The organism is Paraburkholderia sp. J11-2 (assembly GCF_905220185.1).
Classification (GTDB): Bacteria; Pseudomonadota; Gammaproteobacteria; order Burkholderiales; family Burkholderiaceae; genus Paraburkholderia.
On record NZ_CAJMYY010000010.1, the window covers coordinates 143,900 to 170,496 of the forward strand.

General features: G+C 65.5%; 22 protein-coding genes and 1 tRNA gene. 16 read left to right on the forward strand and 7 right to left on the reverse strand.

All coding sequences use genetic code 11. The features are described from left to right. Positions 1 to 76 precede the first annotated feature (76 nt). Entirely contained in the window at positions 77 to 1,720 is a 1,644-nt protein-coding gene (locus U5A57_RS16180; protein ID WP_321912462.1) for a transglycosylase SLT domain-containing protein, read from the reverse strand. A 154-nt stretch (positions 1,721 to 1,874) separates the two neighbouring features. Continuing rightward, positions 1,875 to 2,711: a hydroxyacylglutathione hydrolase gene (gene gloB, locus U5A57_RS16185; protein WP_321912464.1), complete on the reverse strand. Its 837-nt coding sequence runs from the start codon at positions 2,709 to 2,711 to the stop codon at positions 1,875 to 1,877. Positions 2,712 to 2,731: 20 nt separating this feature from the next. On the opposite strand from gloB, the gene U5A57_RS16190 reads away from it, so the two are divergent. From U5A57_RS16190 to U5A57_RS16220, 7 genes are all read left to right on the forward strand, one after another. Further along, positions 2,732 to 3,607 (forward strand): class I SAM-dependent methyltransferase, encoded by an 876-nt coding sequence (locus U5A57_RS16190; RefSeq protein ID WP_321912466.1) that lies wholly within the window; start codon positions 2,732 to 2,734, stop codon positions 3,605 to 3,607. Further along, complete coding sequence (rnhA, locus tag U5A57_RS16195; RefSeq protein ID WP_321912468.1) at positions 3,604 to 4,053, forward strand: ribonuclease HI; 450 nt, start codon at positions 3,604 to 3,606, stop codon at positions 4,051 to 4,053. Before U5A57_RS16190 ends, rnhA begins: the two co-directional genes overlap by 4 nt. A 55-nt stretch (positions 4,054 to 4,108) precedes the next feature. Beyond that, on the forward strand, positions 4,109 to 4,855 hold the full coding sequence (gene dnaQ / locus U5A57_RS16200) for a DNA polymerase III subunit epsilon (protein WP_321912470.1): 747 nt from the start codon (positions 4,109 to 4,111) through the stop codon (positions 4,853 to 4,855). A gap of 49 nt (positions 4,856 to 4,904) precedes the next feature. Next, positions 4,905 to 4,979, forward strand: a tRNA-Val gene (locus tag U5A57_RS16205). A 393-nt stretch (positions 4,980 to 5,372) separates the two neighbouring features. Further along, positions 5,373 to 6,683: an MFS transporter gene (locus U5A57_RS16210; protein WP_321912472.1), complete on the forward strand. Its 1,311-nt coding sequence runs from the start codon at positions 5,373 to 5,375 to the stop codon at positions 6,681 to 6,683. A gap of 102 nt (positions 6,684 to 6,785) precedes the next feature. Beyond that, entirely contained in the window at positions 6,786 to 7,700 is a 915-nt protein-coding gene (locus U5A57_RS16215; RefSeq protein ID WP_321912474.1) for a TauD/TfdA dioxygenase family protein, read from the forward strand. Between the two features lie 30 nt (positions 7,701 to 7,730). Further along, entirely contained in the window at positions 7,731 to 9,161 is a 1,431-nt protein-coding gene (locus U5A57_RS16220) for an aldehyde dehydrogenase family protein (protein ID WP_321912476.1), read from the forward strand. A gap of 134 nt (positions 9,162 to 9,295) precedes the next feature. On the opposite strand, the gene U5A57_RS16225 is transcribed toward U5A57_RS16220, so the two are convergent. Further along, positions 9,296 to 9,658: a BON domain-containing protein gene (locus tag U5A57_RS16225; protein ID WP_321912477.1), complete on the reverse strand. Its 363-nt coding sequence runs from the start codon at positions 9,656 to 9,658 to the stop codon at positions 9,296 to 9,298. 90 nt (positions 9,659 to 9,748) lie between these two features. Continuing rightward, positions 9,749 to 10,864, reverse strand: a complete 1,116-nt coding sequence (locus tag U5A57_RS16230) for a porin (protein ID WP_321912479.1) — start codon at positions 10,862 to 10,864, stop codon at positions 9,749 to 9,751. Positions 10,865 to 11,206: 342 nt separating this feature from the next. Here U5A57_RS16230 and U5A57_RS16235 point away from each other — a divergent pair, with 342 nt between their 5' ends. From U5A57_RS16235 to U5A57_RS16270, 8 genes are all read left to right on the forward strand, one after another. Then, complete coding sequence (locus tag U5A57_RS16235; protein WP_321912481.1) at positions 11,207 to 11,773, forward strand: DUF2889 domain-containing protein; 567 nt, start codon at positions 11,207 to 11,209, stop codon at positions 11,771 to 11,773. A 188-nt stretch (positions 11,774 to 11,961) separates the two neighbouring features. Beyond that, positions 11,962 to 14,763 (forward strand): LuxR C-terminal-related transcriptional regulator, encoded by a 2,802-nt coding sequence (locus tag U5A57_RS16240; RefSeq protein ID WP_321912483.1) that lies wholly within the window; start codon positions 11,962 to 11,964, stop codon positions 14,761 to 14,763. Between the two features lie 174 nt (positions 14,764 to 14,937). Beyond that, complete coding sequence (locus U5A57_RS16245; protein WP_321912485.1) at positions 14,938 to 16,818, forward strand: feruloyl-CoA synthase; 1,881 nt, start codon at positions 14,938 to 14,940, stop codon at positions 16,816 to 16,818. 57 nt (positions 16,819 to 16,875) lie between these two features. Further along, a complete protein-coding gene (locus U5A57_RS16250) occupies positions 16,876 to 18,015 on the forward strand; it encodes an acyl-CoA dehydrogenase family protein (protein WP_321912486.1) in 1,140 nt (379 codons plus the stop codon). A 29-nt stretch (positions 18,016 to 18,044) separates the two neighbouring features. Next, the gene (locus U5A57_RS16255; protein WP_321912488.1) at positions 18,045 to 19,232 is read left to right on the forward strand and encodes a lipid-transfer protein; all 1,188 of its coding nucleotides are present in this window, start codon (positions 18,045 to 18,047) and stop codon (positions 19,230 to 19,232) included. Between the two features lie 34 nt (positions 19,233 to 19,266). Continuing rightward, complete coding sequence (locus U5A57_RS16260; RefSeq protein ID WP_321912490.1) at positions 19,267 to 19,707, forward strand: MaoC family dehydratase N-terminal domain-containing protein; 441 nt, start codon at positions 19,267 to 19,269, stop codon at positions 19,705 to 19,707. Positions 19,708 to 19,720: 13 nt separating this feature from the next. After that, entirely contained in the window at positions 19,721 to 20,134 is a 414-nt protein-coding gene (locus U5A57_RS16265) for a MaoC family dehydratase (RefSeq protein ID WP_321912491.1), read from the forward strand. A gap of 36 nt (positions 20,135 to 20,170) precedes the next feature. Beyond that, a complete protein-coding gene (locus tag U5A57_RS16270) occupies positions 20,171 to 20,995 on the forward strand; it encodes an SDR family NAD(P)-dependent oxidoreductase (RefSeq protein WP_321912493.1) in 825 nt (274 codons plus the stop codon). 84 nt (positions 20,996 to 21,079) lie between these two features. On the opposite strand, the gene U5A57_RS16275 is transcribed toward U5A57_RS16270, so the two are convergent. The 3 genes from U5A57_RS16275 to U5A57_RS16285 form a co-directional block, all read right to left on the reverse strand. Beyond that, entirely contained in the window at positions 21,080 to 21,544 is a 465-nt protein-coding gene (locus tag U5A57_RS16275) for a DUF2214 family protein (RefSeq protein WP_321912495.1), read from the reverse strand. Between the two features lie 95 nt (positions 21,545 to 21,639). Next, the gene (locus U5A57_RS16280; RefSeq protein ID WP_321912497.1) at positions 21,640 to 22,608 is read right to left on the reverse strand and encodes a hypothetical protein; all 969 of its coding nucleotides are present in this window, start codon (positions 22,606 to 22,608) and stop codon (positions 21,640 to 21,642) included. A 236-nt stretch (positions 22,609 to 22,844) separates the two neighbouring features. Then, complete coding sequence (locus U5A57_RS16285) at positions 22,845 to 23,909, reverse strand: glycosyltransferase family 4 protein (RefSeq protein WP_321912499.1); 1,065 nt, start codon at positions 23,907 to 23,909, stop codon at positions 22,845 to 22,847. 784 nt (positions 23,910 to 24,693) lie between these two features. On the opposite strand from U5A57_RS16285, the gene U5A57_RS16290 reads away from it, so the two are divergent. Continuing rightward, positions 24,694 to 26,526 carry an ABC transporter ATP-binding protein gene (locus U5A57_RS16290; protein WP_321912501.1) on the forward strand — a complete coding sequence of 611 codons (1,833 nt, stop codon included), beginning with the start codon at positions 24,694 to 24,696 and terminating at the stop codon, positions 26,524 to 26,526. Positions 26,527 to 26,597 lie beyond the last annotated feature (71 nt).

Consider the following 26,597-nt stretch of genomic DNA (forward strand, 5'->3'; position numbering starts at 1 on the left):
AAAAACGGAAAAGTGATCGGAGCGAAATACCATGCGCTGCCCCCGCAACGCATGTTTGAGCACCCTTCGCCAGCCGCTATTTTGTCTGGTGCTTCTGCGCGTGGGTTTCGGCCTTCGCGCGGCTTGCCGCACCCTTCGACGCCTTGCTGGGCGCGGCGCTGACCGTCTTGGCCTTGACAGGTTCGGAAACCTTGACGACCTCGGTGCGCGCGCGACCGTGCTTCTTATCGTATCGCGACTTCGACCCGGTGTCTGCAACGCGAGTGCCAATTCGCTGCACGGCACCACCAGAAACGTTCGCTGCCAGACGTTCCGGCCCCGGTTCGCTCGGCATCGCCTTATTGACCGGCACGTGCAGCACCAGCACCTGACCCGGCGCGACGTAGTCGCGGTGAGTCTTGTTCCACGCCTTCAACTGCCCGAGCGACACGCCATAGCGGCTCGCAACCGTTTCCATCGACTGCTTGCGGCGCACGCGGATCAGCATCTTGCGCGTGTCGGGCACGTCCGGCTCCATGGCCAGCACGGCGCTTTCCGCCACGTCGGCGCTGATGTCCTCGTCGTCGCCGTCGTCGGTGCGCGGCACCACGAGCGTCGAACCCGCCTTCAGGCGCATGCCCGCCGGAATCTTGTTCACCGACATCAGCGTGTCGGCGTCAACACCGATCTTCTGCGCGATCGCGGCCGGCGTGGCGCGCGAGTCGGTCGTGTAGACGGTCCAGGAGGAAAGCTGGCCGGAATAGGCCTTCAGGTTGCGCTCGAACGCGCTCGCGTTGTCGAACGGCAGCAGGATCTGCGGGTCGGTCGCACCGAGAATGATGGGCTTCTTGAACGACGGGTTCAGCGAGCGGAACTCGTCGGTCGTCATGTTCGCGAGCTTGGCGGCGACGTCCACGTCGATGTCGTGCGAGGTCGTGACCGTGACGAAATACGGATGGTTCGGAATGGACGGCAGCGTGAGCCCGTACTGCTGCGGGTTCATCACGATGTTCTTGACCGCCTGCAGTTTCGGCACGTAATTACGTGTTTCGTTGGGCATGCGCAGGCTTTGATAGTCGGTCGGCAAGCCCGCCGCCTCGTTGCGCGCAATGGCGCGCTGCACGTTCCCCTCGCCCCAGTTGTAAGCGGCAAGCGCGAGATACCAGTCGCCGAACATGTCGTGCAGGCGCGAGAGGTAGTCGAGCGCGGCGCTGGTCGAGGCCAGCACGTCGCGGCGCTCGTCCTGCCACATGTTCTGCTTGAGGTTGTAGGTGCGGCCCGTGCCCGGCACGAACTGCCACATGCCGGCGGCCTTCGCGACCGACAGCGCCTGCGGGTTATACGCGGATTCGATGAACGGCAGCAGCGCGAGCTCGGTGGGCATGTGACGCGCCTCGAGCTCTTCGACGATGTGATAGAGGTACTTCTGCGAACGCTCGGTCATGCGCGCGACGTAATCGGGCCGCTGGGCGTACCAGTTGGCGTTCATGTCGACGAGGTCGCTCTGCAGGTCGGGCATCTGGAAGCCGCGGCGAATGCGCCCCCAGAGGTCGGCGTCGGGGCTCGTGAGCTGATCGACGGAACCTTGATCGACGTTAATGGTTTCCCTTGCTGCGGAGGTCTTACGAATGAGGTCGGCGTTGGCCTGGGCGTTGGCTGGTGCTAGAGAACTCGCAGACGGTCCCCCACTCGCACAGGCGGCGAGCATGAGGACCAGCAGCGCACTGAGTATGAATCGCATGAAAATCTACATCCGCATGGCTGGAATTTGCAGCCGATAGTACGGAACGTGCCCGTTTCCGTCAATCGGAATTATTTGAAAAAAATCCATGAAATCCGCAGCTTGGGCGTGATTCCATACGATTGGGTTGAGCATGCCCCCTAACCTGGTTGGGTCAGCGGAACCGATTCTTCCATTCACGCATCATGGCGAAAGCAGCCAGCCGGTCCGGCACTGATTCGTGCAGTGCGTCGGTGAGCGCGGCCTGCACCGACGCATCGCCTGCACGCAGGAACGGATTGACTGCGCGCTCGTGCGCGATCGTCGTTGGCAGCGTCGGCACGCCGCGCTCACGCAGCGCCGCCGCTTCGCGGCTCCACTCGCGCAAATCGGCGTTTTCGGGATCGCAGGCGAGCGCGAAGCGAATGTTTGACAACGTGTATTCGTGTGCGCAATGCACGTGGGTGTTGCCGGGCAGTGCCGCGAGCGCGTCGAGCGAGTCGAGCATCTGCGCGGGCGTGCCCTCGAAGAGGCGGCCGCAGCCGCAGGCAAAGAGCGTGTCGCCGCAGAACACGTGCGGCGTGCCGGCGGCATCCGCCGCCTGAAAATAGGCGATGTGGCCGCGCGTGTGGCCCGGCACGTCGATCACCTTCAAGTCGAGCGCTGGGGCATCCAGACGGACGGCGTCGCCACCCTTCACACGCGTGACGAACGGGTCGAGCGGGCCGAGCGCCTCGCCGGCCGGGCCGTATACAGGGACGACGGCGTCGGCAAGCAGGTCCGCCACACCGCCGACGTGGTCGTTGTGGTGATGGGTGAGTAAAATAGCGACGAGCCGCCAGCCGCGCTGCGCGAGATACGCGCGAACCGGAGCGGCGTCGCCCGGATCGACGGCAACGGCGTTCTGGCCGTCCGAAACGACCCAGATGTAATTGTCTTCAAAAGCCGGAACCGGTACGTACTCGTAGGCGCACGCATCGCTCGAACGCGCGTACTCAAGCGGACTCTTCATGGGGCGACGTATTCTTCGACATGTCTGACCGATTGATTATAGACTGGCCCGCCTGGACCGCCTCGCCCGCTGGCAGGTATGTGCTCGGCTGGGAGCAGGAGCAGCTCGACCGCGTGGTCTCGAACATATTCGGCTACCATGCGCTGCAGCTCGGCCTGCCGCAGCTCGACGCCCTGCGCGAGAACCGCATGTCGTGCCGCGGTCTCGTGCTCGACGCCGCCAGTGCCGCCAGCGCTCCCTACTCCGTACCCGGCGCGCCGGCGCATGCGCACCCGAACGGCGGGCAGACCATGCCCGGCGCGAACGGCGCAACGCCAGACCGCAGCCCGTTGCTGCACGCGCCCGCAGGCCGCAGCACCGTGTGGTGCGACTATCTCGATCTGCCGTTCGAGGCGCAGAGCGTCGACCTCATCGTGATGCCGCACACGCTCGAATTCACGAGCGACCCGCACCGCCTGCTGCGCGAAGCCGAACGCGTGCTGATGCCCGAAGGGCAATTGCTGATCGTCGGTTTCAACTCGCTTTCGCTGTGGGGCGCGCGCCAGTCGGTCGGCAAGCTGACCGGCCATCCGTTCCTGCCGGCGCGCCAGGACCTGATCGCGTTCACGCGGCTGAAAGACTGGATCAAGCTGCTTGGCTTCGAGCTTGAACGCGGGCGCTTCGGCTGCTATCGTCCGCCGCTCTCGACCGACCAGTGGCTCGGCCGCTACGGCTTCATGGAAGCCGCGGGCGACCGCTGGTGGGCGATTTTCGGCGCTATCTATATGGTGACGGCGATCAAGCGCGTGCGCGGCATGCGCCTCGTCGGCCCACGCAAGGTCAAGAAGCCGGTGCTGGCTGCGAGCCTGAAGCCCGCGGCCACCACCCCTTCCCCAACACGCAACAAGGACTCATGAGCACACCCGACTTCGTCGAAATCTTCACGGACGGCGCCTGCAAGGGCAACCCCGGCCCCGGCGGCTGGGGCGCGCTGCTGCGTTTCGGCGCGCAGGAAAAAGAACTGTTCGGCGGCGAGGCCGGCACGACCAACAACCGCATGGAACTGATGGGCGTGATCGCCGCGCTCGAAGCGCTCAAGCGCCCGTGCAAGGTGATCGTGCACACCGACTCGCAGTACGTGCAAAAAGGCATCAGCGAGTGGATTCACGGCTGGAAGAAGAAGAACTGGATGACGGCCGCCAAGACGCCGGTCAAGAACGACGACCTCTGGAAGCGCCTCGACGCGCTCGTCGCCCAGCACGAGGTGGAATGGCGCTGGGTGAAGGGTCACGCCGGCCATCCGGAGAACGAGCGCGCCGACGCGCTCGCGAACCGCGGCGTCGCCACGCTCGCCGAACTCTGAGACCGCTTGCCGAAACCGCCTTGCGGCTGCCCCACGCTTTCACGCTTTACAAGACATGCGCCAGATCATTCTCGATACCGAAACCACCGGCCTGAACGCCCGCACGGGCGACCGCATCATCGAAATCGGCTGCGTCGAGCTGGTGAACCGCCGGCTCACCGGCAACAACCTGCACTTCTACGTGAACCCGGAACGCGACAGCGACCCGGGCGCACTCGCCGTGCACGGCCTCACGACCGAGTTCCTCTCCGACAAGCCGAAGTTCGCCGAAGTCGCGGACGAGATCCTCGATTTCGTGCGCGAGGCGGACATCATCATCCACAACGCGCCGTTCGACATCGGCTTTCTCGACGCCGAGCTCGCGCTGCTCGGCAAGCCGGGGTTCAAGGAGCATTGCGGCGAGGTGATCGACACGCTCGTGCAGGCCAAGCAGATCTTCCCGGGCAAGCGCAACTCGCTCGACGCCCTGTGCGATCGCTTCGGCATCAGCAACGCGCACCGCACGCTGCACGGCGCGCTGCTCGACTCGGAACTGCTCGCCGAGGTCTATCTCGCGATGACGCGCGGCCAGGAGAGCCTCGTCATCGACATGCTGGGCGAGCACGCCGCGACCGGTGCGGCCGCCGCGCCGCGCGTGCAGCTCGAGTCGATCGATCTGCCGGTGATCATGGCGAGCGACGAAGAGCTGAGCGCGCATCAAGCCGTGCTCAACGAGCTCGACAAGGCGGTCAAGGGAACGTCCGTGTGGCGCACCGAACCTGCCCCGGCCGAAGAAAATACGGCCGATGCGCAAAATGCTTAAAAAAGGGCTTTACAAGATCGGAAACGCCCTGCATAATCTCAATCTCTTCGGGTGGTTAGCTCAGCGGTAGAGCACTGCCTTCACACGGCAGGGGTCACTGGTTCGATCCCAGTACTACCCACCAGAATTCCTGGTGTTGGTAACGACAAACACCGAAGAATAAAAGGCCTCGTTGCGAAAGCAACGAGGCCTTTTGCTTTGCGCGAAGAAAGATGCGATCTCGCCCCCGAGGATTACCCTTGCCTACCCGCCTGGGGTGGTTGCTCCGGGTAGCCATGCTCCTAAGGTAACGCCAGATACCGGCACTACCGAAGCGCGATCTACGATGCCGCGCACGGACAAGGAGACATCATGAACGCACCGCGCGTCGCCGCCCCTCTCTTCCATCTCGAATTCACGGCTCGCCCGTCCTGATTCCACCGCACCGATCCCGGCGCGAAGCCGTCCTGCGCGCGCCGGTCCACGTCCTTGCGTTGCCCGCAACACCCCGGCGCCAGCCGGCACAACGAGATCGCCCATGTCCACTTCATCTTCCTGGCAGCCGAAGTCCGCCTGGACCGTCACGGCCCTGCTCACCGTGCTCGCCATGATCAACTTTCTCGACAAGATCGTTCTCGGCATGGTCGCGGTCCCGCTCATGGCCGACATGCACCTCTCGCCTGCGCAGTTCGGTTTTGTCGCCGGCAGTTTCTTCTGGCTCTTCTCGACCTCGACGGTTCTCGTCGGCTTTCTCTCGAATCGCATCGCGACCCGATGGATCCTGCTCGCCATGGGCGCAAGCTGGTCGATCCTGCAACTTCCTCAGGCCTTCACCACCAGCACGCTCGCGCTGCTGGTCTGCCGCGTGATTCTCGGCGCGGCGGAGGGCCCTTCGTTCCCGACCTCGGTCCACTCGCTCTTCAAGTGGTTTCCGGACCAAAGACGCAGTGTGCCCGTGGCCGTCATCAACCAGGGCGCGGTCGTCGGCATGGTGCTGGCCGGCCTCGCGATTCCCGCGATCACCCAGCGCTGGGGCTGGCGCATGAACTTCCTCGTACTCGCCGCGATTGGCGCGCTCTGGTGCGTCCTGTGGCTGGCCTTTGGCCGCGAAGGCACCCTGGACGCCGTACGCCGCACGCCGTCCGGCTCCACCGTGCAAACGCCAGACACTGGCGGCTCCGCCCGCTTGCCCTACCGCAAGATCCTCACCGACGCCTCCGTTCTCTCGATCTTCCTGCTCGGCTTCGTCGCCTACTGGCTACTCGGCCAGACCATCACGTGGCTGCCCACCTACCTCGAAAAGGGACTCGGCTTCGGCGGCATTGCATCGGGACGTCTCTTCGCGCTGGTCATCGCATTCGCTGCGCCAGTCAACATCGGGCTGAGCGCCCTCTCCCAGCGCATGCTCCAGCGCGGCGCGACCACGCGCGAGGCCCGCGCACGGCTTACGAGCGTCGTCACGATCGCGGGCGGACTGCTCTTCCTCGCGCTGGCAGCGATCGATCTCACGCCGATGCAAAAGGTGTTCTGCTATGCCGTGGCGGCCGCACTGCCCACGTTCTGCCTGACGCTCGCGCCCGCCATGCTCGCCGAAATGGTGCCGCTTGCCCAGCGCGGCTCGATCATTGCGATCAACACTGCGGTCGCGAGCCTCGGCGCGGCGATCGGGCCGGCCGTTGTCGGCCGGCTCGTCCAGGCTTACGCAGCGTCCGGCGCGCGTGCTTATGAAATCGCCATCGCACTAACGGCCGTGCTGCTGATCCTCGCGGCGATCGTGGCGTTGCGCTGGCTCAACCCCGAACGCTCGTTGCGCACGCTTGGCGAAGCCGCCACACCGCTCACCGCCTGAACGAACACGTCACGCGTTTGCCGCAATGCGGCGCGCGTGAGCCGTCAATACGACGAGCATCACAATCACAACCACAAATACATATCGATACTGGAGAGTGACATGCAAGTAACCATTAGCATACCTAACGAACCTGAATCTCTTACCCGGCAAACAGAAAGCTGGCCATTCACGCTCACTCGCCATACCCCGGCCATCGGCGCAGAAATCGGCGACATCGACCTGCGCGATCCGCTCGACGACACAACCTGCCTCGCCCTGCGCCGCGCGCTCCTCAAGTACAAGGTCCTGTTCTTCCGCGACCAGGACATCACGCCCGCGCAGCACGTAGCCATTGCCCGGCGCTTCGGCGAACTGGAAGTCCACCCGACGTTTCCGCATCATCCGGACCACCCCGAGCTGGTCATTCTCGGGCGCAACGACGCGAAACGCGGGCGCGAGAATCTCTACCACTCCGACGTATCGTGGCGCGAGATTCCGTCGATGGGTTCGATGCTGCGCTGTGTGCAGTGTCCCGAAGTCGGCGGTGACACGATGTGGATCAACATGGCCGCGGCCTACGAAGGCCTGCCCGACGACATCAAGACGCGCATTGCCGATCTCACTGCGGTCCACGATTTTCTGCCGCTGTTCGGGATCGCGGTTCCCGAAGACCAGCACGCGGAGATGAAAAAGCACTTTCCGCCCGCCACCCACCCGGTCGTGCGCACGCATCCTGAAACCGGCGAGAAAATCCTTTACGTCAACGAGGCATTCACAACCCATCTGGCCAACTACGGCCATAAGACCGTCGACCAGTACCGCGTGGGCTTCGACTTCAAGCTCGCCGAAATGGAACTGCTGCAGTTTCTGTTTCGTCAGGCGCAGGTGCCCGAGTATCAGGTGCGGCTCAATTGGCGTGCGAACACGATTGCCTTCTGGGACAACCGGTCGTGCCAGCACTACGCCATTCAGGACTACTACCCTGCGGTGCGCCACATGATGCGCGCGACCGTAATTGGCGACCGGCCGGTTTGAGCCGATCGCGTCGCGATCAGGAAATGGACGATGAAAACACTGAACCGCTTCTATATCGACGGACAATGGGTCGAGCCTGCGCAGCACGGTGCGGGCGCCGCCTCGTTCGACATTGTCGATCCTGCCACCGAAGAACGGATTGGCACGCTGGCGATGGGCAATCAGCAAGACGCCAATAGCGCCGTCGCCGCGGCGCGCGCCGCCTTTCCAACATGGTCCGAAACCCGCCGCGAGACGCGTATCGCGCTGCTCGAACGCGTCGCCGCGATCTATCGGCGGCGCCTGCCCGAGATCGCCGATGCCGTGCGCCAGGAAATCGGCGCGCCGATCTCGCTGTGCAATGCGCTGCAAGCGCCGATCGGCCTCGCCCAGCTACGCGCGGCGATCGACACCCTGCGCGACTTTGCGTTCGAAACGACGCACGGCAAGAGCTACGTGTGCCGCGAGGCAATCGGCGTCGCCGCGCTCATCACGCCCTGGAACTGGCCGCTGAACCAGATCATGGCCAAGGTCGCGCCGGCACTCGCCGCAGGCTGCACCGTCGTGCTCAAGCCCTCGGAAATCGCGCCGCTCGACGCCATGATCTTCGCCGAGATCATGCACGAGGCTGCTACGCCGCGCGGTGTGTTCAACATGGTGTTCGGCGAAGGCCGCACGGTCGGTGCGCGGCTCGCGTCGCACCCTGACGTGGACATGGTTTCCATCACGGGCTCGACCCGCGCGGGCGTCGAGGTGGCGATCGGCGCGGCGCCTACCGTCAAGCGTGTCGCGCAGGAACTGGGCGGCAAGTCTGCCCTGCTGATTCTCGACGACGCCGATCTGCAGTCCGCCGTGGCAAGCGGCGTTGCGCAGTGCATGGCGAATTCCGGGCAGACCTGTATCGCCCCGACACGCATGCTGGTCCCGCGCACGCGCTACGACGAGGCGGTCGCGATCGCGGCGGCAGCCGCCAACGCGATCCCGGTCGGCGATCCGGCAGACCCGGCAACGCGCATGGGCCCAATCTCGAACCGCGCACAGTACGACAAGGTGCAGCGCATGATAGAAGCCGGCATGGCGGAAGGCGCACGCGTGGCGGCAGGAGGCCTTGGCCGCCCGCCCGGCCTGGCGCGCGGCTTCTACGCACGGCCGACAATCTTCGCCGGCGTGCACAACGGCATGACGATCGCACGCGAGGAGATCTTCGGCCCGGTGCTGGCGATCATTCCCTACGACGACGAAGAGGACGCCATCCGGATTGCGAACGACAGTGTCTATGGGCTCGCTGGCTACATCGCCACAAGCGACCCGCAACGCGCGCGCAAGGTGGCCGCGCGCCTGCGTGTGGGTTCGGTGCGCATCAACGGTGCGATGCTCGATGTGAGCGTGCCGTTCGGCGGTTACAAGACGTCGGGGAACGGCCGCGAATATGGCGCAGAGGGGCTGGCCGAGTTTCTCGAGTGCAAGTCGGTGACGATGTAAGTCGCCATCAAACGCTGCGCTTCGCAAACGAGGCGGAAAGCAGCGCTTGCTGCGCACCGCCCTCATCTCCTCCCCCAAAAAAAGCGGGACCGGCTTTCCGGTCCCGCTCTGCGCTCACACCGCTTATCGACACCCTAGAAAGTCGAAAGCGTCAATGTGTTGGTCACCGAGGTCACACCGGCCACGCTCTGGGCAACGCGCGTGGCCTGCTCGATCTGCGCCTGCTCCGGCACCCATCCCTCGAGCGTCACTGCGCCATTGGCCGCGCGCACGGTGATGCCGCTCGCGCGCAGCCCCTTTGCTTTCGCGAGCGCGTTCAGCACGCGCCGGCGCAGCGCGCGGTCAGCGGCCTTCGCCGAGGCCGGCGTTGCGCCGCCGGAAGCCGCGGCGGCAACGGGCGCGGAAGACGACGCCTCGCCGCCTTGCGCGTGAGCCTGCAACGATGCGGCAAGCAGCATGGCCACGGCAAGCGCCCGGCCGTTGCGAATGATATTCATCCTGGTCCCTCCTTGTTGATGGTGGGTGGCGGCCGCGCCGCGCCCGTGCGTGCCGCCAACCGCGGCGCAGCGAAGCGCGGCACTGCCTGTTCAGAAGCGATGCGTCATGCCGACCACGGCGAGCACCTGCTTCGTGTCCGTGCTCGTCACCGAAACGCCCGGCCAGCTCATCGTCGCTGTGCCGTTGTTCTTCATGTAGCCCGCGCGCATATAGAACGCCGTGCGCTTCGAGAGACTGTGATCCACGCCGATCTGCACGCCGGGCGTGTTGTCGTGCGCGCCACGCACGTTGCGCTCGAACCCTGCAATCTCGAACGTATCGGCCGACGTCGCCTGAACCGTCGCGCCGAACTCCATCACGCTCGACGATTTGCCCGCGCCGAGCAGCGCCGCGAGCGAATGCGCTGGCGCATCGTGCGGCTTGTTGTACGCATAGTTGAACTGCAGGTTGACAATGCCGATGCGGTAGCTGAGCACGCCCGTGTAGTGTTCTGTGCCGAGCAGGTTGAGCGGTCCGGGCAGCCCCGCGATCGTCGCCGTGCCGGGATGCTGATACTGGTAAGCGATGCCGGCGTAGAGTCCGTAACCCGAATACGTAAGCCCCAGGTCGAGTATGTTGCCCGAGGTCTGCGGAACCGGCTGGGTGACGGTGGCCGTAAAGCCATACATGCCGTAAAACTGGACACCCGCGAGATTCGGCGACTTGTAGAGCATGGAATTGCTCGTACGGCCCGTTGCGGACTGACTGGCAAGCGTATTGCGATCGACCGCGAGCACCGCGGCCGAGAGCGGCGAGAGTACTTCGTTGCCACGGAACGGATCGGTCGGATAAACGACCCAGAACGTCGGCTGATACTGGCGCCCAAATGTCAGCGAGCCATAGTTCTCGTGAGTGAGGCCAACCCAGGCCTGACGGTAGAAGATCGCGCTGGTATCCGCGAGCAGACCGCCGTTGTTGATGTTGTAGCCGGCTTCGGTGTCGAACACCGCCTTCAGCCCGTTGCCTAAATCTTCAACTCCCTTCAGGCCGAACATCGACCCCGTGTTCCCGCCGCTTCGTTCGGAATACGAATTCTTTGCGCCGTTGTGCAAATACTGAATGAACACATCTGCCACGCCATACAACGTCACGCTCGACTGCGCCGCGGCGCTGCCGGCCACCACGGCCAGCGTCGCCCCGCAAATACCCTTGCTGATAGAACGCATGCATGTCTCCTCTTTATGATTGCCGCGTACAACAGCGCGGCGAATGTGTAACCCGTTTGGCACAGCGAAGCACATGCGGCGCAGTGTTGCAGGGACGATGGAGGGGACAACTACCCGAACGGAGTGGGGACGGGAATACCCCAACCGTCGCATGAAACCGGATGCGCAACGCCCAGATACAGGCCTGGATGCAGGCCCACGAAACTGGCGCGCCCTGCTGCGCATGCCGCAACATCAGCGTGCGCCAACCACCCGCGCGGGGTGGTGCCGCCGTGCCACAGTCGGCTCACGATCGCACTATCGCGCCTGGCGTTGCAGCGGCGCATTCTGGAGCGGCATTACATGCATCACAATCCAACCGCAAGCGCGACGCGAAAGTTGGCGCACACGCGCCAGATCGTCTGCACCGGCTACGTGCGCGACGACGGCCTCTACGACATCGAGGCCCGCATGACGGACACGAAGGGCCACGATTCGGCGCTGTTGTTCAAGGACGTGCCGCGCGGTAGCCCGATCCACGACATGCGGTTCACGATCACGATCGACGCCCATCTCGTGATTCGCGCGGCGCACGCGCACACGGAAAGCGCGCCCACGCCCTGGTGCTCGCAGATCAACGAGGCCTACGCAAAGCTGGCCGGCATTGCGATTGGCAGCGGCTTCATGAAGGAAGTGAAGGCGCGCCTGGGCGGCGCATTGGGCTGCACGCACCTCACCGAGTTGCTCGGCCCGATGGCTACCACTGCGTTCCAGACGATCATGGGGCTGCAGGAGGGTGCGCACACGAGCCTCGCCGCAGCCGCCCGCGGCGAAGGGAAGCCGCTTTTGCCCATGCTCGACGCATGCCACGCATGGCGCGCGGACGGCGAAGTCGTACATGCAGCGAGCCTGCTGCGCGCACGCGGGTGAGCGCCGATGTCTGGCGGCCGGTATCGCCCCCTGCCGACCCTCATTGCGCTACCGCAAAGCCGACCGGCACGCGCGGCGCGCTCGCTCGCGTGCCCGCACAATCACGCGCGCTACAATAGCCCGATACTCGTTTCGTCATCGGGCGTGCGCAGTCGTCGCGGCGCCATGACTGCAAGGCGCACGCGAACATGCCGCAACGCTGGCCCGACTCCCCATCCGCCGCCACCGGCGCGCCGTCGCGGGTGATGGCGCCGCGCAACAAAACGCGCGTCGTCGCACGCGAGCGTGTGGTCAGCCAGCTCATCGAGGCCCGGCGCAAGCGTTGCATCGTGCTCCAGGGGCCGGCCGGCTGCGGCAAGACCACCACGCTGCTCGCCTGGCGCGAGGCGCTGCTGCCGCTAGGCTTCAATCTCGCGTGGCTCACGCTCGCGCCGGAAGACGACGATCTCGCGAGCTTCGTCGACGGTCTCGTAGCAAGCCTCGCCCAGGTCGACCCGGCCATTTGTCGCGAGGCGGCCCTCCTCGGCGGCCGCGGCGTGGACGACGAAGCGGTCGAGCGCACCGTGATCGCGCTCGTGCGCGCCATCGCCGCTCGCACAGCCGACCTTGCGCTCGTCGTCGACGATCTCGACCATGTCACCAATCCACGCAGTCATCGCGCCCTCCAGTGGCTGATCGATTACGCGCCGTCGAACCTGCACATCGTGCTGGTGTCGCGCGGCAGCTTTCCGGTGTCGCTCGGTCGCCTACGCGATCGGGATCTGGTGCTGGAGCTCAACATGCGCGACCTGCGCTTTACCTTCGCCGAATCCGCAACATATTTGCGGGCGCAGCTTGGCGAAGTTAGCGACAAAGATGCGCGCGAGATGCACGAGCTGACCGATGGCTGGGTAGCCGGCCTGCAGCTTTTCTCCATGCATCTGAAGCGCCGCCGCTCGGCGGACGTCGTCCCGCCCCTCGCGAGCATGCAGCTTCACGACGCGAGCGCTTTTGGGGACTACTTCGAACGGGCGGTGCTCTCCCGCCTTTCGGCAACCGAGGTCGAGCTGCTCGTGCGCACTTCGGTTTGCGCGCGCCTGTGCTCGTCGCTGTGCGTCGCGCTCGTCGGCGACGAGCAGCCGCCAGAGGAAGTCCTTGCGCTGCTCGCACGCCTCGAAGCGGACAACCTCTTCATCACGCAGGTAGAACGTGTCGGCAATGAGACGTGGTACCGGCTCAATCCGCTCTTTCGCGAGACCCTGCTCGATCGCATGCGCACGCGAAGCGAGGCCCTGCAGCACGCGGTGCATCACGCGGCCTGGTGCTGGTTCCGCGACCACGGCTTGCCCGAGGAAGCCGTGCGCCATGCGCTGCAGGCCGGCGAAGCGGCCGCTGCTGCCGAACTCGTCTTGTCGGTGGCGCGCGATCTGCAGCTGTCCGGCGATCTGCGCAAGCTCGTCTCGCTCATTCACCTGCTGCCGCACGCCGAGATCGAGGCGCGCATCGACCTGCGGCTGTGGCGTCTGCAGCTCGAACTGTATGCGCGCGACTTCGAAGCCTGCGCCGCAAGCATCGCGCGCCTCGACACCGCGATTCCCGCCGACAACACCCAGGCGCGGTACCGTCTCTTGCTGCTGCGCGCGGCCGTCGACGTGCAACGCGACGACGCCGACAGTGCGGCGGCCATCCTGCCCGCGATTCTCGCCGCCCCGGTCGACGCCACGAGCCAGTCGATCGGCGCGCGCAGCAACCTGCTTTCCTGGCTCTACATGCGGCGCGGCGAATACGAAGAGGCACGCGCCGCGCAACACGACACCCCGCGCCCGCTGCACGCGGGCTCCCCGTTGATGGGCACTTCCGCGGGCGTGCTCAACGGGCGCTGCCTGGTCGGCTTCAGCTACGCGCTCGAAGGCCAGTTCCTGCAGGTCGAGCGCATTAGCCGCGACGTCCTCGCGGAGGCCGACGAACGTGGCAGCAGCACGGCGGAGGCCGCGTGCTTCGCGGCGGCGCTGCTTGGCGAGGCGCTCTACGAGTTCAACGACATCGCCGGTGCGAGACGGCTGCTCGAAGATCGCGTCGATGTGCTCGAGCGTGTATCCATTCCGGACTCCGTACTACGTGTGCACACCGTGCTCTCTGCCGCGCATTGGGCGGAGAGCCACCGGCTCGATGCATTCGCGTATCTCGATCGGCTCGAGGAGTACGCAAGCCGGCACGGCCTGCCGCGGCTCCTCGCGCACAGCCTCGCCGCGCAGGTCCGCCAGCATCTGCATTGCGGCCAGTTCGAAGACGCCGAAACCGATCTCGCGCGGCTCGACATGATCGCGGCACGTTTGCGGCCCACGCGGCCGAATGCCTGGCACGACGTCCACGCGCTCGCGGAGCGCTCGCATGTCAACTGGTGCCTCGCACACGAAGACTTCGAGGGCGCGGCCTTGCGCCTGCCCGAACTCATTTCGCATTGCAGCGAGCGCGGCTGGCAGCACCACATGGTGCAGTTGCGCATGCAGTCGGCGCTCGTGGATCACCGCCGCGGTCGTCTGGAAGCAGCCCGAGAAACCGCGCTCGCCGGCTTGCGCCTCGCCCACCGGCTCGGCCTCGTGCGCAGCGTGCTCGACGTGGACGCCAAAATCGTCGCCTTCGCCGCGCAAGTTGTGCATGGCGTAGAGGGTGAGACGGACAATCCGGACACTGGCGCCGATCCCGTGCTGGCGTTTTACGTCGACCGGTTGCGCGCCGCGCAGGTCACGGCAGCCGCACTCGCCAGCACAACGAACGAAGCTTCGCTGCAGCGCGACGCAACGCCAAACGGGGCCGAAACCCTCAGCGAGCGCGAAACGAAGGTCGTGAGTCTGCTCGCGCAGGCGCTGCCGAACAAGAAGATCGCCCGCACGCTCGGCATCTCGCCCGAAACGGTCAAGTGGCATCTCAAGAACATCTACGGCAAGTTAGGCGTATCGAGCCGCGATGAAGCGGTCGCGCGCGTGCGCGATCTGGGCATCGATCCCTGACGGGCGCCCTGCCCGGGCACGGGCGCGCATGCGCCACCCGGTACGGGTGGTACGACTGCCGGCACCACCCGCTATGCTTGTTTTCAAGGGGTTTCGCCCGACCGAACCCCTCCCGGAAAAATCAACGTGGCGCACCCCAAGGGTTGCACGCAAACGTTCAGGAGACACGGCTTAATGAGTACGCTCTCGGCCAGTACTGCGCCGGCGGTTGCCGTCCGGCCTCTACCCATGCCCCACCGTCGAACGCTCGTCGAGCGGCGCAGCGACGGCAGCCTGATCCTGCGCCCGGCAAATCCGCCGCCAGCCATTGCGCAAAAGAGCTTCGTGGATTTCGTCGAGGGCTGGGCGCTCACGCGCGGCGAGACCGCCGCATTTTGCGAGCGCGGGAGCGACGGCGCATGGCGGCGCCTGAGCTGGCGCGAACTCTGGCAGCAGGTGCAGTGCGTCGGCGCCGCGCTGCTCGAGCTGGGCCTCGATCAGGCGCACCCGCTCATGCTGCTCTCCGGTAATTCGATCGAACAGGCCGTCGTGCTGCTCGCCGCCGAATACGTGGGCATTCCCACCGCACCGGTTTCGCCCGCCTACGCGACGCTGAGCCAGGACTTCGCGCGTCTGAAGGCCATAGTGGAACTGGTGCCGCCCGCCGCATTGTTCGTGCAGAACGCCGCACCCTTCGAACGTGCACTCGCCACGCTCGCGCACTGCCACGCGCCGGTCGTCGCCGTGCAAGGCGCCGGCGCAGGCCAGCTCGACTGGGCGACGCTCGCGCAGACCGAACTGACCGCGTCGCGTCGTGCCGCGGTCGCCGCCGCGCATACCGCTATCACGCCGGATGCAACAGCACGCGTGCTCTTCACGTCCGGCTCGACCGGCACGCCCAAAGGCGTTGCCCTGACCTACGGCAATCTCAAGGCCGTAGCCGCCTACTACGCCGACAATCTTGCCTTCCTGCTCGACACCGAGCCCGTGTTCCTCGACTGGCTGCCGTGGCATCACGGCCTCGGCGGCGTGCTCAACCTGGGCCGCTCGATCCAGTTCGGCGCGACCCACTATATCGACGACGGACGCCCCGTGCCCGGCCTCATCGAGCGGACGGTGCGCAACCTGCGCGAGGTGGCGCCCACGATTTTCACGAGCGTCCCGTCAGCGTGGGCCGTGCTCGCGAACGAGCTCGAACGGGACCCCGAACTCGCGGCGAACCTGTTCTCGAAGGTTCTCTTCTTCGGCTATGGCGGCGCGAGCCTGCCCACCGATGTCCATGAGCGCATCCAGCGCGTGGCCGAAAAGACCGTTGGCCAGCGCATCGCCTTCGCGACCGGCCTCGCCTGCACGGAAACGAGCGGCATGGGGACGATGTGCGGCCGGATCACCAACACGATCAGCAATATCGGCACACCGGTTCCGGGTTCGGAAGTGAAGCTCGTGCCGCTCGAAAGCGCAGACGGCCGCTACGAGATCCGCATGCGCGGCGCGAACGTGTTCGGCGGTTACATCAAGCAGCCGGCACTCACGGCGGCCGCCTTCGACGAGGAAGGCTTCTTCCGGCTCGGCGACGCCGTGCGCCTCGCCAATCCCGAAAACCCATCGGACGGCATGCTGTTCGCCGGTCGTGTCGTGGAAGACTTCAAACTCACGAACGGCACATGGGTGCGCACGGGCGCGATGCGGCTCGCGCTGCTCGATCGCTGCGCCCCGCTGCTCACCGACGCCGTGATCTGCGGGCATGATCACGATTACGTCGCCGCGCTCGCCTGGCCGAACGTTCCGGCGTGCCAGCGTCTCGCGCCGGAACTCGCGGGCCTCGAAGCCGCCGCGCTGGCGCAACACCCTGTCGTCGTCGCCGCACTGAGCGAGCAGTTGCGCAACCAGCGCGCGCAAGGTGCGAGCGTTCACGTCGAACGGCTGCTGCTGATGGCAGAGCCGCCCTCCATGGACGCGAACGAAATCGCCGACAAGGGTTATGTCAATCAGGCCGTCACGCGCACGCGTCGGGCCCACCTCGTCGACGCGCTCTTTCACGCCGAACCCGCCGCACACGTCGCTCGCGCGCGTTGAGCTCACCCTCACACTCCCACACCCCTAACAGCAACTGCTAACGTTCAGGACTCCGATATGCAAATCAACCGTAACGTTTTTCGCGACGACCACGAGATGCTGCGCACCACCGCGCGCCGCTTCCTCGAAAAGGAATGCGTGCCGAGGCAAGCCGAATGGGACAAGGCCGGCAAGGTCGATCGCGAGACCTGGCTCAAGGCCGGCCGCGAAGGCCTGCTATGCCTGACGCTGCCGACCGAATACGGCGGCGGCGGCGGCGACTTCGGCCATGCGGCCGTGTTCAACGAGGAAGTCAGCCGGGCCGGGCTGAGCGGTCTCGGCTTCGGGGTTCACTCGGACATCATCGCTCCGTACATTGCACGGCTCGGCAACGAGGAGCAAAAGCAGCGCTGGCTGCCGAAGGCCTGCTCGGGCGAATACATCCTCGCCATCGGCATGACCGAGCCGGGTACGGGCAGCGACCTGAAGGCCGTGCGCACGACCGCCGTACGCGACGGCGACGAGTACGTGATCAACGGCAGCAAGACCTTCATCAGCAACGGCCTGAATGCGGACCTCATCATCATGGTCTGCAAGACCGACCCGGCAGCCGGCTCCAAAGGCGTGAGCCTGATCGTGGTCGAAACCGACCGCGAAGGCTTTCGCCGTGGCCGCAAGCTCGAAAAGGTGGGCCAGCATGCGCAGGACACCGCGGAACTCTTCTTCGACAACGTGCGCGTGCCGGTCTCGAACCGGCTTGGCGAGGAAGGCAAAGGCTTCGCCTACCTGATGACGGAACTGCCGCAGGAGCGCCTCTCTATCGCCGTGAACGCGGCTGCCAAGCTCGAAGCCTGCCTCGAGCACACGCTGAACTACGTCAAGGACCGCAAGGCATTTAATCAGACCGTATGGGACTTCCAGAACACCAAGTTCAAGCTCGCCGACATCAAGGCCCAGGCGCTCGCGGTGCGGCTCATGGTCGATCACTACCTGTCTGAACACGTGCGACGCCGCCTCACGCTGGAGGAAGCCGCTGTCGTGAAGCTCTTCGCGACCGAAACGCTCGGCAAGGCGCTCGACGAAATGGTGCAGTTGCACGGCGGCTACGGCTACATGCTCGAATATCCGGTGGCCCGCGCATTCGCCGACGCTCGCGTGATGCGCATTTACGGCGGCACGAGCGAAGTGATGCGCGACCTCATCTCACGCAAACTTTAAAAAAATTCAACTCACTCAGGAGTACTGATATGACACGAAGCGCATACATCGCCGGCGTCGGCATGATTCCGTTCAAGAAGCCCGGCGCGAGCGACACCTACGACGTGATGGGCGCCACCGCGATCCGCCAGGCGCTCGCCGACGCGGGCATCGACTACAGCGATGTGCAGCAAGCCTATGCGGGCTACGTCTACGGCGACTCGACCTGCGGCCAGAAGGCCCTTTATCAGGTCGGCATGACGGGCATTCCAGTCATCAACGTGAACAACAACTGTGCGACGGGCTCGTCCGCGCTCTATCTCGCGCGCCAGGCCGTGCAGAGCGGCGCGGTCGACTGCGCGCTCGCGGTTGGCTTCGAGTTCATGCAGCCCGGCGCACTCAAGTCGATCTGGAACGACCGCAAGAGCGCACTCGAGCGCGCGATCGACATCACCGACGAGCTGGTCGGCCAGCATGAGGGTTTGAGCAACGCCATCCGCCAGTTCGCGGGCGCGGGTCTGTCGCACATGAAGCAATACGGCACGAAGCTCGAGACCTTCGCGAAGATCCGCGCGAAGGCGAGCCGCCACGCGGCGCGCAATCCGCTCGCCGTGTTCCGCAACGTGGTTTCGACCGAAGACGTGATGGCCGCGCCCATGCTCTGGGAAGGCGTGCTCACGCGCCTGATGGCCTGCCCGCCCACCTGCGGCGCGGCGGCGGCGCTCGTCGTGTCCGAGGCGTTCGCGAAGAAGCACGGCCTACGCACCGACGTGGTGATCGCCGGCCAGGCGCTCACCACCGACACCCCGAGCACGTACGACGCGCGAGACATGATCCGCGTGGTCGGCTTCGACATGACGCGCTCGGCTGCGAAAAGCGCCTACGAGCAAGCCGGCATCGGGCCGCGCGACATCGACGTGATCGAGTTGCACGACTGCTTCGCGCAGAACGAACTGCTGACCTACGAGGCGCTCGGCCTGTGCGCGGAAGGCGAAGGCGAAAAGCTTGTGAACAACGGTGACAACACCTACGGCGGCGAATGGGTCGTCAATCCGTCAGGCGGCCTGCTCTCGAAGGGACATCCGCTCGGTGCAACGGGTCTCGCGCAATGCTACGAACTCACACAGCAACTGCGCGGCACGGCGAGCGAGCGCCAGGTCGAAGGCGCGAAGGTCGCGCTCGCGCACAACGTGGGTCTCGGCGGCGCGTGCGTCGTCACGGTCTACAAGCGCGCGTGAGCGTGAGCACGGCTGACGACTGGGAGTCAACCACATGATCGACAAGCAACACATCGGCAAGACGCTGCCCGCGTTTCGCGCCGTAGCCGAAGCGGGCCGGCTGCGCTTCTTCGCACAGGCGATTGGCGAATCGAATCCCGTCTACTTCGACGAGTCCGCCGCGCGCGACGCAGGACACCCCGGCCTGCCGCTGCCGCCCACGTTCCTGTTCTCGCTCGAATTCGAGCAGCCGGACGGGTCCTGGCGCGACGAGATCGGCATCGAGCTGCCGCGCATCCTGCACGGCGAACAGTCTTTCACGTATCACCGGCTCGCGTATGCGGGCGACGTGCTGCTGTTCGAGTCGCGCATCGCCGACATCTACGACAAGAAAGGCGGCGCGCTGGAGTTCGTCGTGCGCGAGACGCGCGTCACGAACCCGCGCGGCGAGCACGTGGCCGATCTGCGCAGCGTGATCGTGCAACGCAACGCCTGAAGGGAGACCTCGCATGACCATCCAGTACGACACGATCCAGGTGGGCGACACGCTCCCTCCCCTCGAACTGCCGAGCGTGGACCGCAAGATGCTCGCGCTCTTCGCAGGGGCCTCGGGCGACCACAACGCAGTGCATATCGACATCGACTATGCGCGGCGCGCGGGCATGCCCGACGTGTTCGCGCACGGCATGCTCTCGATGGCCTGGCTGGGCCGCCTGCTCACCCAATGGGTCGATCAGCGCCAGTTGCGCCAGTTCGGCGTGCGCTTCGTCGGCATCACGCACCTCGGCCATCGCATCGTGTGCACGGGGCGCGTGGTCGAGAAGTTCGAAGCCGAAGGCGAGCGTCGCGTGCGCCTCGAAATCCAGACCGCCAACCAGTATGGCGAACCGCGCGTCGTGGGTGACGCCGTGGTCGCGCTCTGAACCCACCCGCATCAATCGATAGAAGGAGTCAACAGCATGGGTAAGCTCGACGGCAAGGTGGCGCTCGTCACCGGCTCGGGACGCGGCATCGGCCGTGCAATCGTGGAAAAGCTCGCTAGCGAAGGCGCGCGCATTGTCGTGAACGACCTCGACGCCGATCCGGCGCACGAAACGGTCGAAGCGCTGCGCAAGGCAGGCGCCGAAGCGGTGGCCTGCGTGGGCAACGTGACGGCGCCGGACTTCGCCGAGCGCTTCATCAACACGGCGATGAGCACGTACAAGGGCATCGACATCATCGTGAACAACGCCGGCTACACCTGGGACGACGTGATCCAGAAGATGACCGACGAACAGTGGTACGCGATTCTCGATTGCCACATGACCGCGCCGTTCCGCATCCTGCGCGCCGCGTACCCGCATGTGAAGGCGCTGCACGCGGCCGACGTCGCCGAAGGACGCGAGGTGTATCGCAAGATCGTGAACATCTCGTCCACGTCCGCGCTCAATGGCAACGCCGGGCAGATGAACTACTCGTCCGCGAAGGCCGGGGTGATCGGCATGACGCGCGCACTCGCGCGCGAATGGGGGCGCTTCAACGTCAATGTCAATGCGGTGGCATTCGGCCTGATCCACACGCGCATGACGAGCGCCGACGCGAAAGCGGGCGCGACGGTGAGCATCGAAGGCCGCGAGATCCGCGTGGGCCTGAACCCGGAGTTGATCAAGACGCATGCGCAGCGCAATCCGCTCGGCCGGGGCGGTACGCCCGAAGAAGCGGCGGGCGGCGTGTATCTGTTCTGCTCGCCCGAGTCGAACTACATCACCGGCCAGACGGTCGCGGTAGCGGGCAATCTTCAGTAAAGCGAAGCAACGACTTGTCCAGTCCGGAAACCCGCCGCCGCGCGGGTTTTCTCTTTTTCGGGGCCTGATCAAGCGCCGGGTGGTCTATTCAGCGCCCGTATCGAGGCCAATGCCACGCGCCATGCCCGCCGCCGCGAACACCATGACGATGACCAGCACCGTCTGCCACACGCCGATGCGGGCATATTTCGGCGCGCCGGTCAGATCCGGCACGTCGCCTCGGCGCACGGCGAGGCGCCAGCGCAGCAGCGCCATCATCGGGGCAATCTCGAGCAGGAGGATCAGCACGAGCGCGCCCATCTTCACGTGAAAGAGCGGTTCGTGCAGGTAGTACCCGGCGCCCTTCTCGAAGCCGCCGAACGCGCGCATGGCACCGGTGACGATCAGCACGACGGCCGAGCCGCCCCAGCCGTTGTCGGCGCTGAAGATCACCGGCAGGTCCTCGGTGGAGGTACAACGGCGCAGTCCGCGTGTACGCCGCAGGATGGACGCGAGCGCGAAGCCGAAGGCCAGCAGGTGAATGGCGGCGAGCAACCAGCGTATGAGCATTGCGACTCCTTCGAGTGGACGACAGGAACGGCAAGCAGCAGAAAAGCGGGCGTAAGCGCGGGCGCGGCGTCGATAGCCGCGCCATGTCGGGTGCGTCAGGTCTGCTTCAGCGCCGAGTCGAGAGCGCGCGAGGCCGTGCGGTCCCCTTCGGAGGCAAGCGACACGCGAAACACGGTCTGGCGGTTATGGCCCGCCGCAGCCGGCGAATGCCAGAGCAATTCGATCTTCGGCCGGCGCGCGGGCTTGCCCGCAAGCTTGGACGATGACGACGCCGATGCCTGACGCGGCGCATTGTGGGCACCGGGTTCTCGCGTGGCCGCGGGCGGCACGCCCGCCAGCGTAGCGGCGGCATCGGGAGGATCCGCGCTGGCAACCGGCTCGGCAATGCCTGCCGTGACCGCGGGATCGTCCGCCTGAGCGCGCTCGGGTGCAGGCAGGCGCGCAGGCTCCGCCATGACCACCCCGCCCTGCGGCGTCCCCGAAAGCCAGCGCACCGACAGTTCACGCGCATCGTACTGCCCGACCTTGCGGCTTTCCTGCCAGACGACCGTCGTGCGCGTGGCCGGATCGATCGACACGGCGAAGCGCCCGATCGCGAAACGCCGCGCCGCGAAGTTGCTTCGCCAAAGCGCGCGCGGCCGGCAGATCCAGACCACAGCCGCATAGAGCGCGGGGGCGGCGACGAGCCAGCCATTCGTATCGGCCACGGCGTGGAAGGTGCGCCGCCAGCCGGCGGTCCAGACAAACACGCCGATCGAGCCGATCGCGAACAGAAAGCCGAGCACGCCGAAGAAGCGCAGCGCCTGGCGCAGCCACTGCGGCAGCGGGTGAAACGGCCGCTCGACGCGCGCCTTCGCGCCCGGCAGGACGATCAGCAGAAACAGGAAGACGAGATTCAGGCTTGCCGCCGGCGACGACGCCATGCCTTCGAGCGCGGCGAGAAAATTCATCTGCGCCATGGAGTGCAGCCAGCGCGCCAGGATCACGAGCCCGATCGCGCGCAGCGCGAAAAGCGTCCCGGCACCGGGTACGGTTGCCGTGGGCGTCGGTCGGGTTCTGGCCAAGGGTCTTCTCCTCTGTCGACCAGAGTTCGCGCTTCAGCGCGCAACTCTGGTCCCATGCAAAGCACGCTTTTGTGGGCGCCGCGGATTTTACGGCACGGCCATTATAGGGACATTAAGCGTGCGCCTCACTTGCCGGCGCAGCGAATGTGACAACGCCCCGGTGCACAGGCACCAGGGCGTTGGGGAAAAGCGGGAAAACCGGGCGCGCCGCAGCGCGTCCGGTTTCGGTGCGCAGCTTAGCCGGCGTTGACTTCGCGCAGCACCGTGCGATGCTTCTGACGCAGCAGTTCTTCGTACACGGCCACGTAGTTGCGCGCCATCACCTTCGACGAGAAGCGCGACTCGAACGCGGCGCGCACCTTCTCGCGCGGCAGCGTCGACAGGCGTTTGATCGCGGCGACTGCGCTGATTTCGTCTTCGACGACGAAGCCCGACACGCCGTTCTCGATGACTTCCGGCACCGAACCGCGCTTGAACGCGATAACCGGCGTGCCGCAGGCCATGGCTTCGATCATGACGAGGCCGAAGGGCTCCGGCCAGTCGATCGGGAACACCAGCGCATGGGCATTGCCGAGGAACTCACGCTTTTCGTGCTCGCCGATTTCGCCGATGTACTCGACGTGCGGCAGCGCCATCAGCGGCTTGATGACTTCTTCGTAGTAGGCACGGTCGGCCTTGTCGATCTTGGCGGCGACCTTGAGCTTCATGCCCGCCTGCCCGGCGATGCGGATCGCGCGGTCAAGGCCCTTCTCCGGCGAAACGCGGCCGAGGAATGCGAGGTAGCCGGGCTCGACGTTCGGAATCGGCGTGAGCACGTCTTCCGGCAGGCCGTGGTAGACGGTCTGCTGCCAGTTGGCTTGCTGCAGCGGATTGCGCTGGTTGTCCGAGATCGAAACGACCGGCACGTCGTTGAACGCGTTGAACACCGGCTGCAGTTCCGGCAGGTCCAGACGGCCGTGCATGGTCGTGACGAACGGCACCGGCTGACGCGCGAACAGCGAGAACGGGTAGTAGTCGATGTGGAAGTGCAGCACGTCGAATTCTTCCGCGCGGCGGCGAACTTCTTCGAGCAGCAACATGTGCGGAGCCATCACATCGCGAATCGTGGGGTCGAGGCGCAGTGCCTGCGGCCAGAACGCTTCGAGCTTTGCCGAGGTGATCGAATCGCCGCTGGCGAACAGCGTGACATCGTGACCCTGTTCGACCAGCGCTTCGGTCAGGTAGGAGACCACCCGTTCCGTGCCGCCGTACAGCTTGGGAGGAACCGCCTCGTGCAACGGAGCGATTTGAGCGATTCGCATAGTGGTGAACTCCTTCCTCGTAATAAATCGGGCAATAGACTGCAAATTTGACAATCGACCTATGCAGGCTGCGGCTTCCTTGTCGCCACGCGCCTTACAGGCGTTCCGTACCGCTAACCGCGCCGGAAATCCGGACACAGACCCGACGCAGTTGTGAAGCGGCAAGAGAGCGCACACGCGGCGGTTCAGGCGGTAAACGCGCAGGGTTCGCGGCCGTTGACATAAAAGCTGTCAAATTCCCTACGCCGTCCGAGTCGGCATTATCCCGGTCAGGGGTCAATACCGGCTAGATCATTTCAAAGTCTTTACGTTGTTACAAACCGGAAACACTCCGCAACCCATTGTTTTCCAAGAGAGTTCTAGATTGGGTGCTGCGCTGCGGAAAACAACTGCGGGGGATTGTCGCGGCACGAATCCGCATCGATCGATCCCACTCGTAAGGTTTCAGGTTCGTCATGGGCTGGCTGCGCGTTGCAGGCACGCACAGCAGTTTTCCGAATGCAATCCGTAATTCTATCTCTAAAACATCTATCACTAAAACGGTCCACGATTCCTGTTGAACCTCCGCTGCAACAACGTGTCCCCAATCTGTATCCCGCGCTATCGTGTCGCGATATGATGCGCGTCCGCCGGGCACAGGCGGTGCGCCAGGCGCACGGGGTGTTTACAATGCGGTAAGTCCGCCTTCGTTGCCGCGCGCCCTGAGCCGTTCGTCGCCTCAGCGCCAGCTATCTTCCTTTGAACTTGCACGGACGAAATTCCGTCAGACCGACCACCCGATCAATTGGAACATCTGACCACCGCCCAGCGTAACGCCCACAACGCAAAGCTCGCGAGCTATGCGCGGCGTCCGCTCGCGTTCCTTTTCCGCTACATCAAGCGCCATCCGTTCGCCCACAGCGTCGTGCTCGCCAGCGTGTTCGCGGCCGTGGGCTGCGCGCTTGCGTCGCAATACGCCATCAAGCATCTGATCGACGTGCTCGGAGCAGGACGCCATCATCCGGGCCCGCTGTGGACCGCGTTCGCCATCCTCGTCGGCCTGATCGCCGCCGACAACCTGCTCTGGCGGGTCGGCGGCTGGTTCGCCGCGCACACCTTCGTCACCGTGACGGGCGACCTGCGGCGTGACCTCTTCCAGTATCTGAGCGGACACTCGCCCACTTACTACGCCGAAAAGCAGCCCGGCACGCTCGCGAGCCGCATCACCGCGACGTCGAACGCCGTCTACACGGCCGAGAACACCACGGCGTGGAACGTGCTGCCGCCCTGTATCGCCGTGGCCGGCGCGATCGTCATGATCATCGCCGTCAATCCGCTCATGGCGGCGGGCCTGCTCGTCTGCTCGGCCATCCTTTCGGTGATCCTCTTCAAGCTGGCCGGGCGCGGCTCGTCGCGCCACCACACGTTCGCCTCCAAAGCGGCCGCCGTGGACGGCGAGCTCGTCGACGTGATCGGCAACATGGCGCTCGTGCGCGCCTTCGGCATGACGTTGCGCGAGCAAAAGCGCTTCGGCTCGACCGTCAAGGCCGAACTCGACGCGCGTCGCTCGAGCCTGCTCTACCTCGAAAAGCTGCGTCTGCTGCACGCCGTGATCACGGCCATGCTGTCCGCCGGGCTGCTCGGCTGGGCGCTCTGGCTCTGGGATCAGGGCAAGGCGACGTCGGGCGACATCGTGCTGGTGAGCTCACTCGGCTTCACGATCCTGCACGGCACGCGCGACCTCGCCGTGGCGCTCGTGGATGTGACCCAACACGTGGCGCGCCTGGCCGAAGCCGTGCAAACGCTGCTGGAGCCGCACGGCATGCCCGACCGCGACGACGCCACGGAGCTCGTAGCCCAGGGCGGCCGCGTCGACTTCGAGGGCGTGACGTTCGCGTATCCGCACCGCAAGCCGATCCTCGATCATTTCGACCTGCACATCGAGGCCGGTCAGCGCGTCGGCCTGATCGGCAAATCGGGGGCAGGCAAGACTACGGTGCTCGCGCTGCTGCAGCACTTCTACGACACCCAGGGCGGCGCCATCAAGGTCGACGGCCAGGACATCGCGCACGTCACCCAGGACAGCCTGCGCCATTCCATTGCGCTCGTGCCGCAGGACATTTCGCTGCTGCACCGCTCGATCTACGAGAACATCGCCTACGGCCGCCCCGAGGCGAGCCGCGAGGAAGTGCTCGCCGCGGCTCGCGAGGCGCGCTGCGCCGAATTCATCGAGGCGATGCCCGAGGGCTACGACACGATCGTGGGCGACCGCGGCGTGAAGCTGTCGGGCGGCCAGCGCCAACGCATTGCGATCGCGCGCGCCATTCTCAAGAATTCGCCGATCCTGCTGCTCGACGAAGCCACCTCCGCGCTCGACAGCGCGTCCGAAGAGGCCATCCAGCAGGCGCTCGACCGGCTCATGGTCGGCCGCACCGTGATCGCGATCGCCCACCGCCTCTCCACGCTCAACAACTTCGACCGCATCATCGTGATGAGCGCGGGCAAGGTGATCGACGACGGCAGCCCCGAAGAGCTGCGCAACCGTCCGGGCCTCTACCGCGACCTCCTCGCCAAGCAGTACGGCAAGCATTCCACCCTGCATCTGGGCAAGAAGACCGACGAAAAGCACGTAGCCTGACCACCGCGCAGGCGGGCGCGCCGCCGCCGTGCGCTGCCAAACGCAAAAAAGCCGCTTCAGTGCATCGCCTG

Coding starts and splice junctions, on each gene's coding strand:
- U5A57_RS16180 (WP_321912462.1), bottom strand. CDS start 1,720: ATGCGATTCATACTCAGTGCGCTGCTGGTCCTCATGCTCGCCGCCTGT.
- gloB (WP_321912464.1), bottom strand. CDS start 2,711: ATGAAGAGTCCGCTTGAGTACGCGCGTTCGAGCGATGCGTGCGCCTAC.
- U5A57_RS16190 (WP_321912466.1), top strand. CDS start 2,732: ATGTCTGACCGATTGATTATAGACTGGCCCGCCTGGACCGCCTCGCCC.
- rnhA (WP_321912468.1), top strand. CDS start 3,604: ATGAGCACACCCGACTTCGTCGAAATCTTCACGGACGGCGCCTGCAAG.
- dnaQ (WP_321912470.1), top strand. CDS start 4,109: ATGCGCCAGATCATTCTCGATACCGAAACCACCGGCCTGAACGCCCGC.
- U5A57_RS16210 (WP_321912472.1), top strand. CDS start 5,373: ATGTCCACTTCATCTTCCTGGCAGCCGAAGTCCGCCTGGACCGTCACG.
- U5A57_RS16215 (WP_321912474.1), top strand. CDS start 6,786: ATGCAAGTAACCATTAGCATACCTAACGAACCTGAATCTCTTACCCGG.
- U5A57_RS16220 (WP_321912476.1), top strand. CDS start 7,731: ATGAAAACACTGAACCGCTTCTATATCGACGGACAATGGGTCGAGCCT.
- U5A57_RS16225 (WP_321912477.1), bottom strand. CDS start 9,658: ATGAATATCATTCGCAACGGCCGGGCGCTTGCCGTGGCCATGCTGCTT.
- U5A57_RS16230 (WP_321912479.1), bottom strand. CDS start 10,864: ATGCGTTCTATCAGCAAGGGTATTTGCGGGGCGACGCTGGCCGTGGTG.
- U5A57_RS16235 (WP_321912481.1), top strand. CDS start 11,207: ATGCATCACAATCCAACCGCAAGCGCGACGCGAAAGTTGGCGCACACG.
- U5A57_RS16240 (WP_321912483.1), top strand. CDS start 11,962: ATGCCGCAACGCTGGCCCGACTCCCCATCCGCCGCCACCGGCGCGCCG.
- U5A57_RS16245 (WP_321912485.1), top strand. CDS start 14,938: ATGAGTACGCTCTCGGCCAGTACTGCGCCGGCGGTTGCCGTCCGGCCT.
- U5A57_RS16250 (WP_321912486.1), top strand. CDS start 16,876: ATGCAAATCAACCGTAACGTTTTTCGCGACGACCACGAGATGCTGCGC.
- U5A57_RS16255 (WP_321912488.1), top strand. CDS start 18,045: ATGACACGAAGCGCATACATCGCCGGCGTCGGCATGATTCCGTTCAAG.
- U5A57_RS16260 (WP_321912490.1), top strand. CDS start 19,267: ATGATCGACAAGCAACACATCGGCAAGACGCTGCCCGCGTTTCGCGCC.
- U5A57_RS16265 (WP_321912491.1), top strand. CDS start 19,721: ATGACCATCCAGTACGACACGATCCAGGTGGGCGACACGCTCCCTCCC.
- U5A57_RS16270 (WP_321912493.1), top strand. CDS start 20,171: ATGGGTAAGCTCGACGGCAAGGTGGCGCTCGTCACCGGCTCGGGACGC.
- U5A57_RS16275 (WP_321912495.1), bottom strand. CDS start 21,544: ATGCTCATACGCTGGTTGCTCGCCGCCATTCACCTGCTGGCCTTCGGC.
- U5A57_RS16285 (WP_321912499.1), bottom strand. CDS start 23,909: ATGCGAATCGCTCAAATCGCTCCGTTGCACGAGGCGGTTCCTCCCAAG.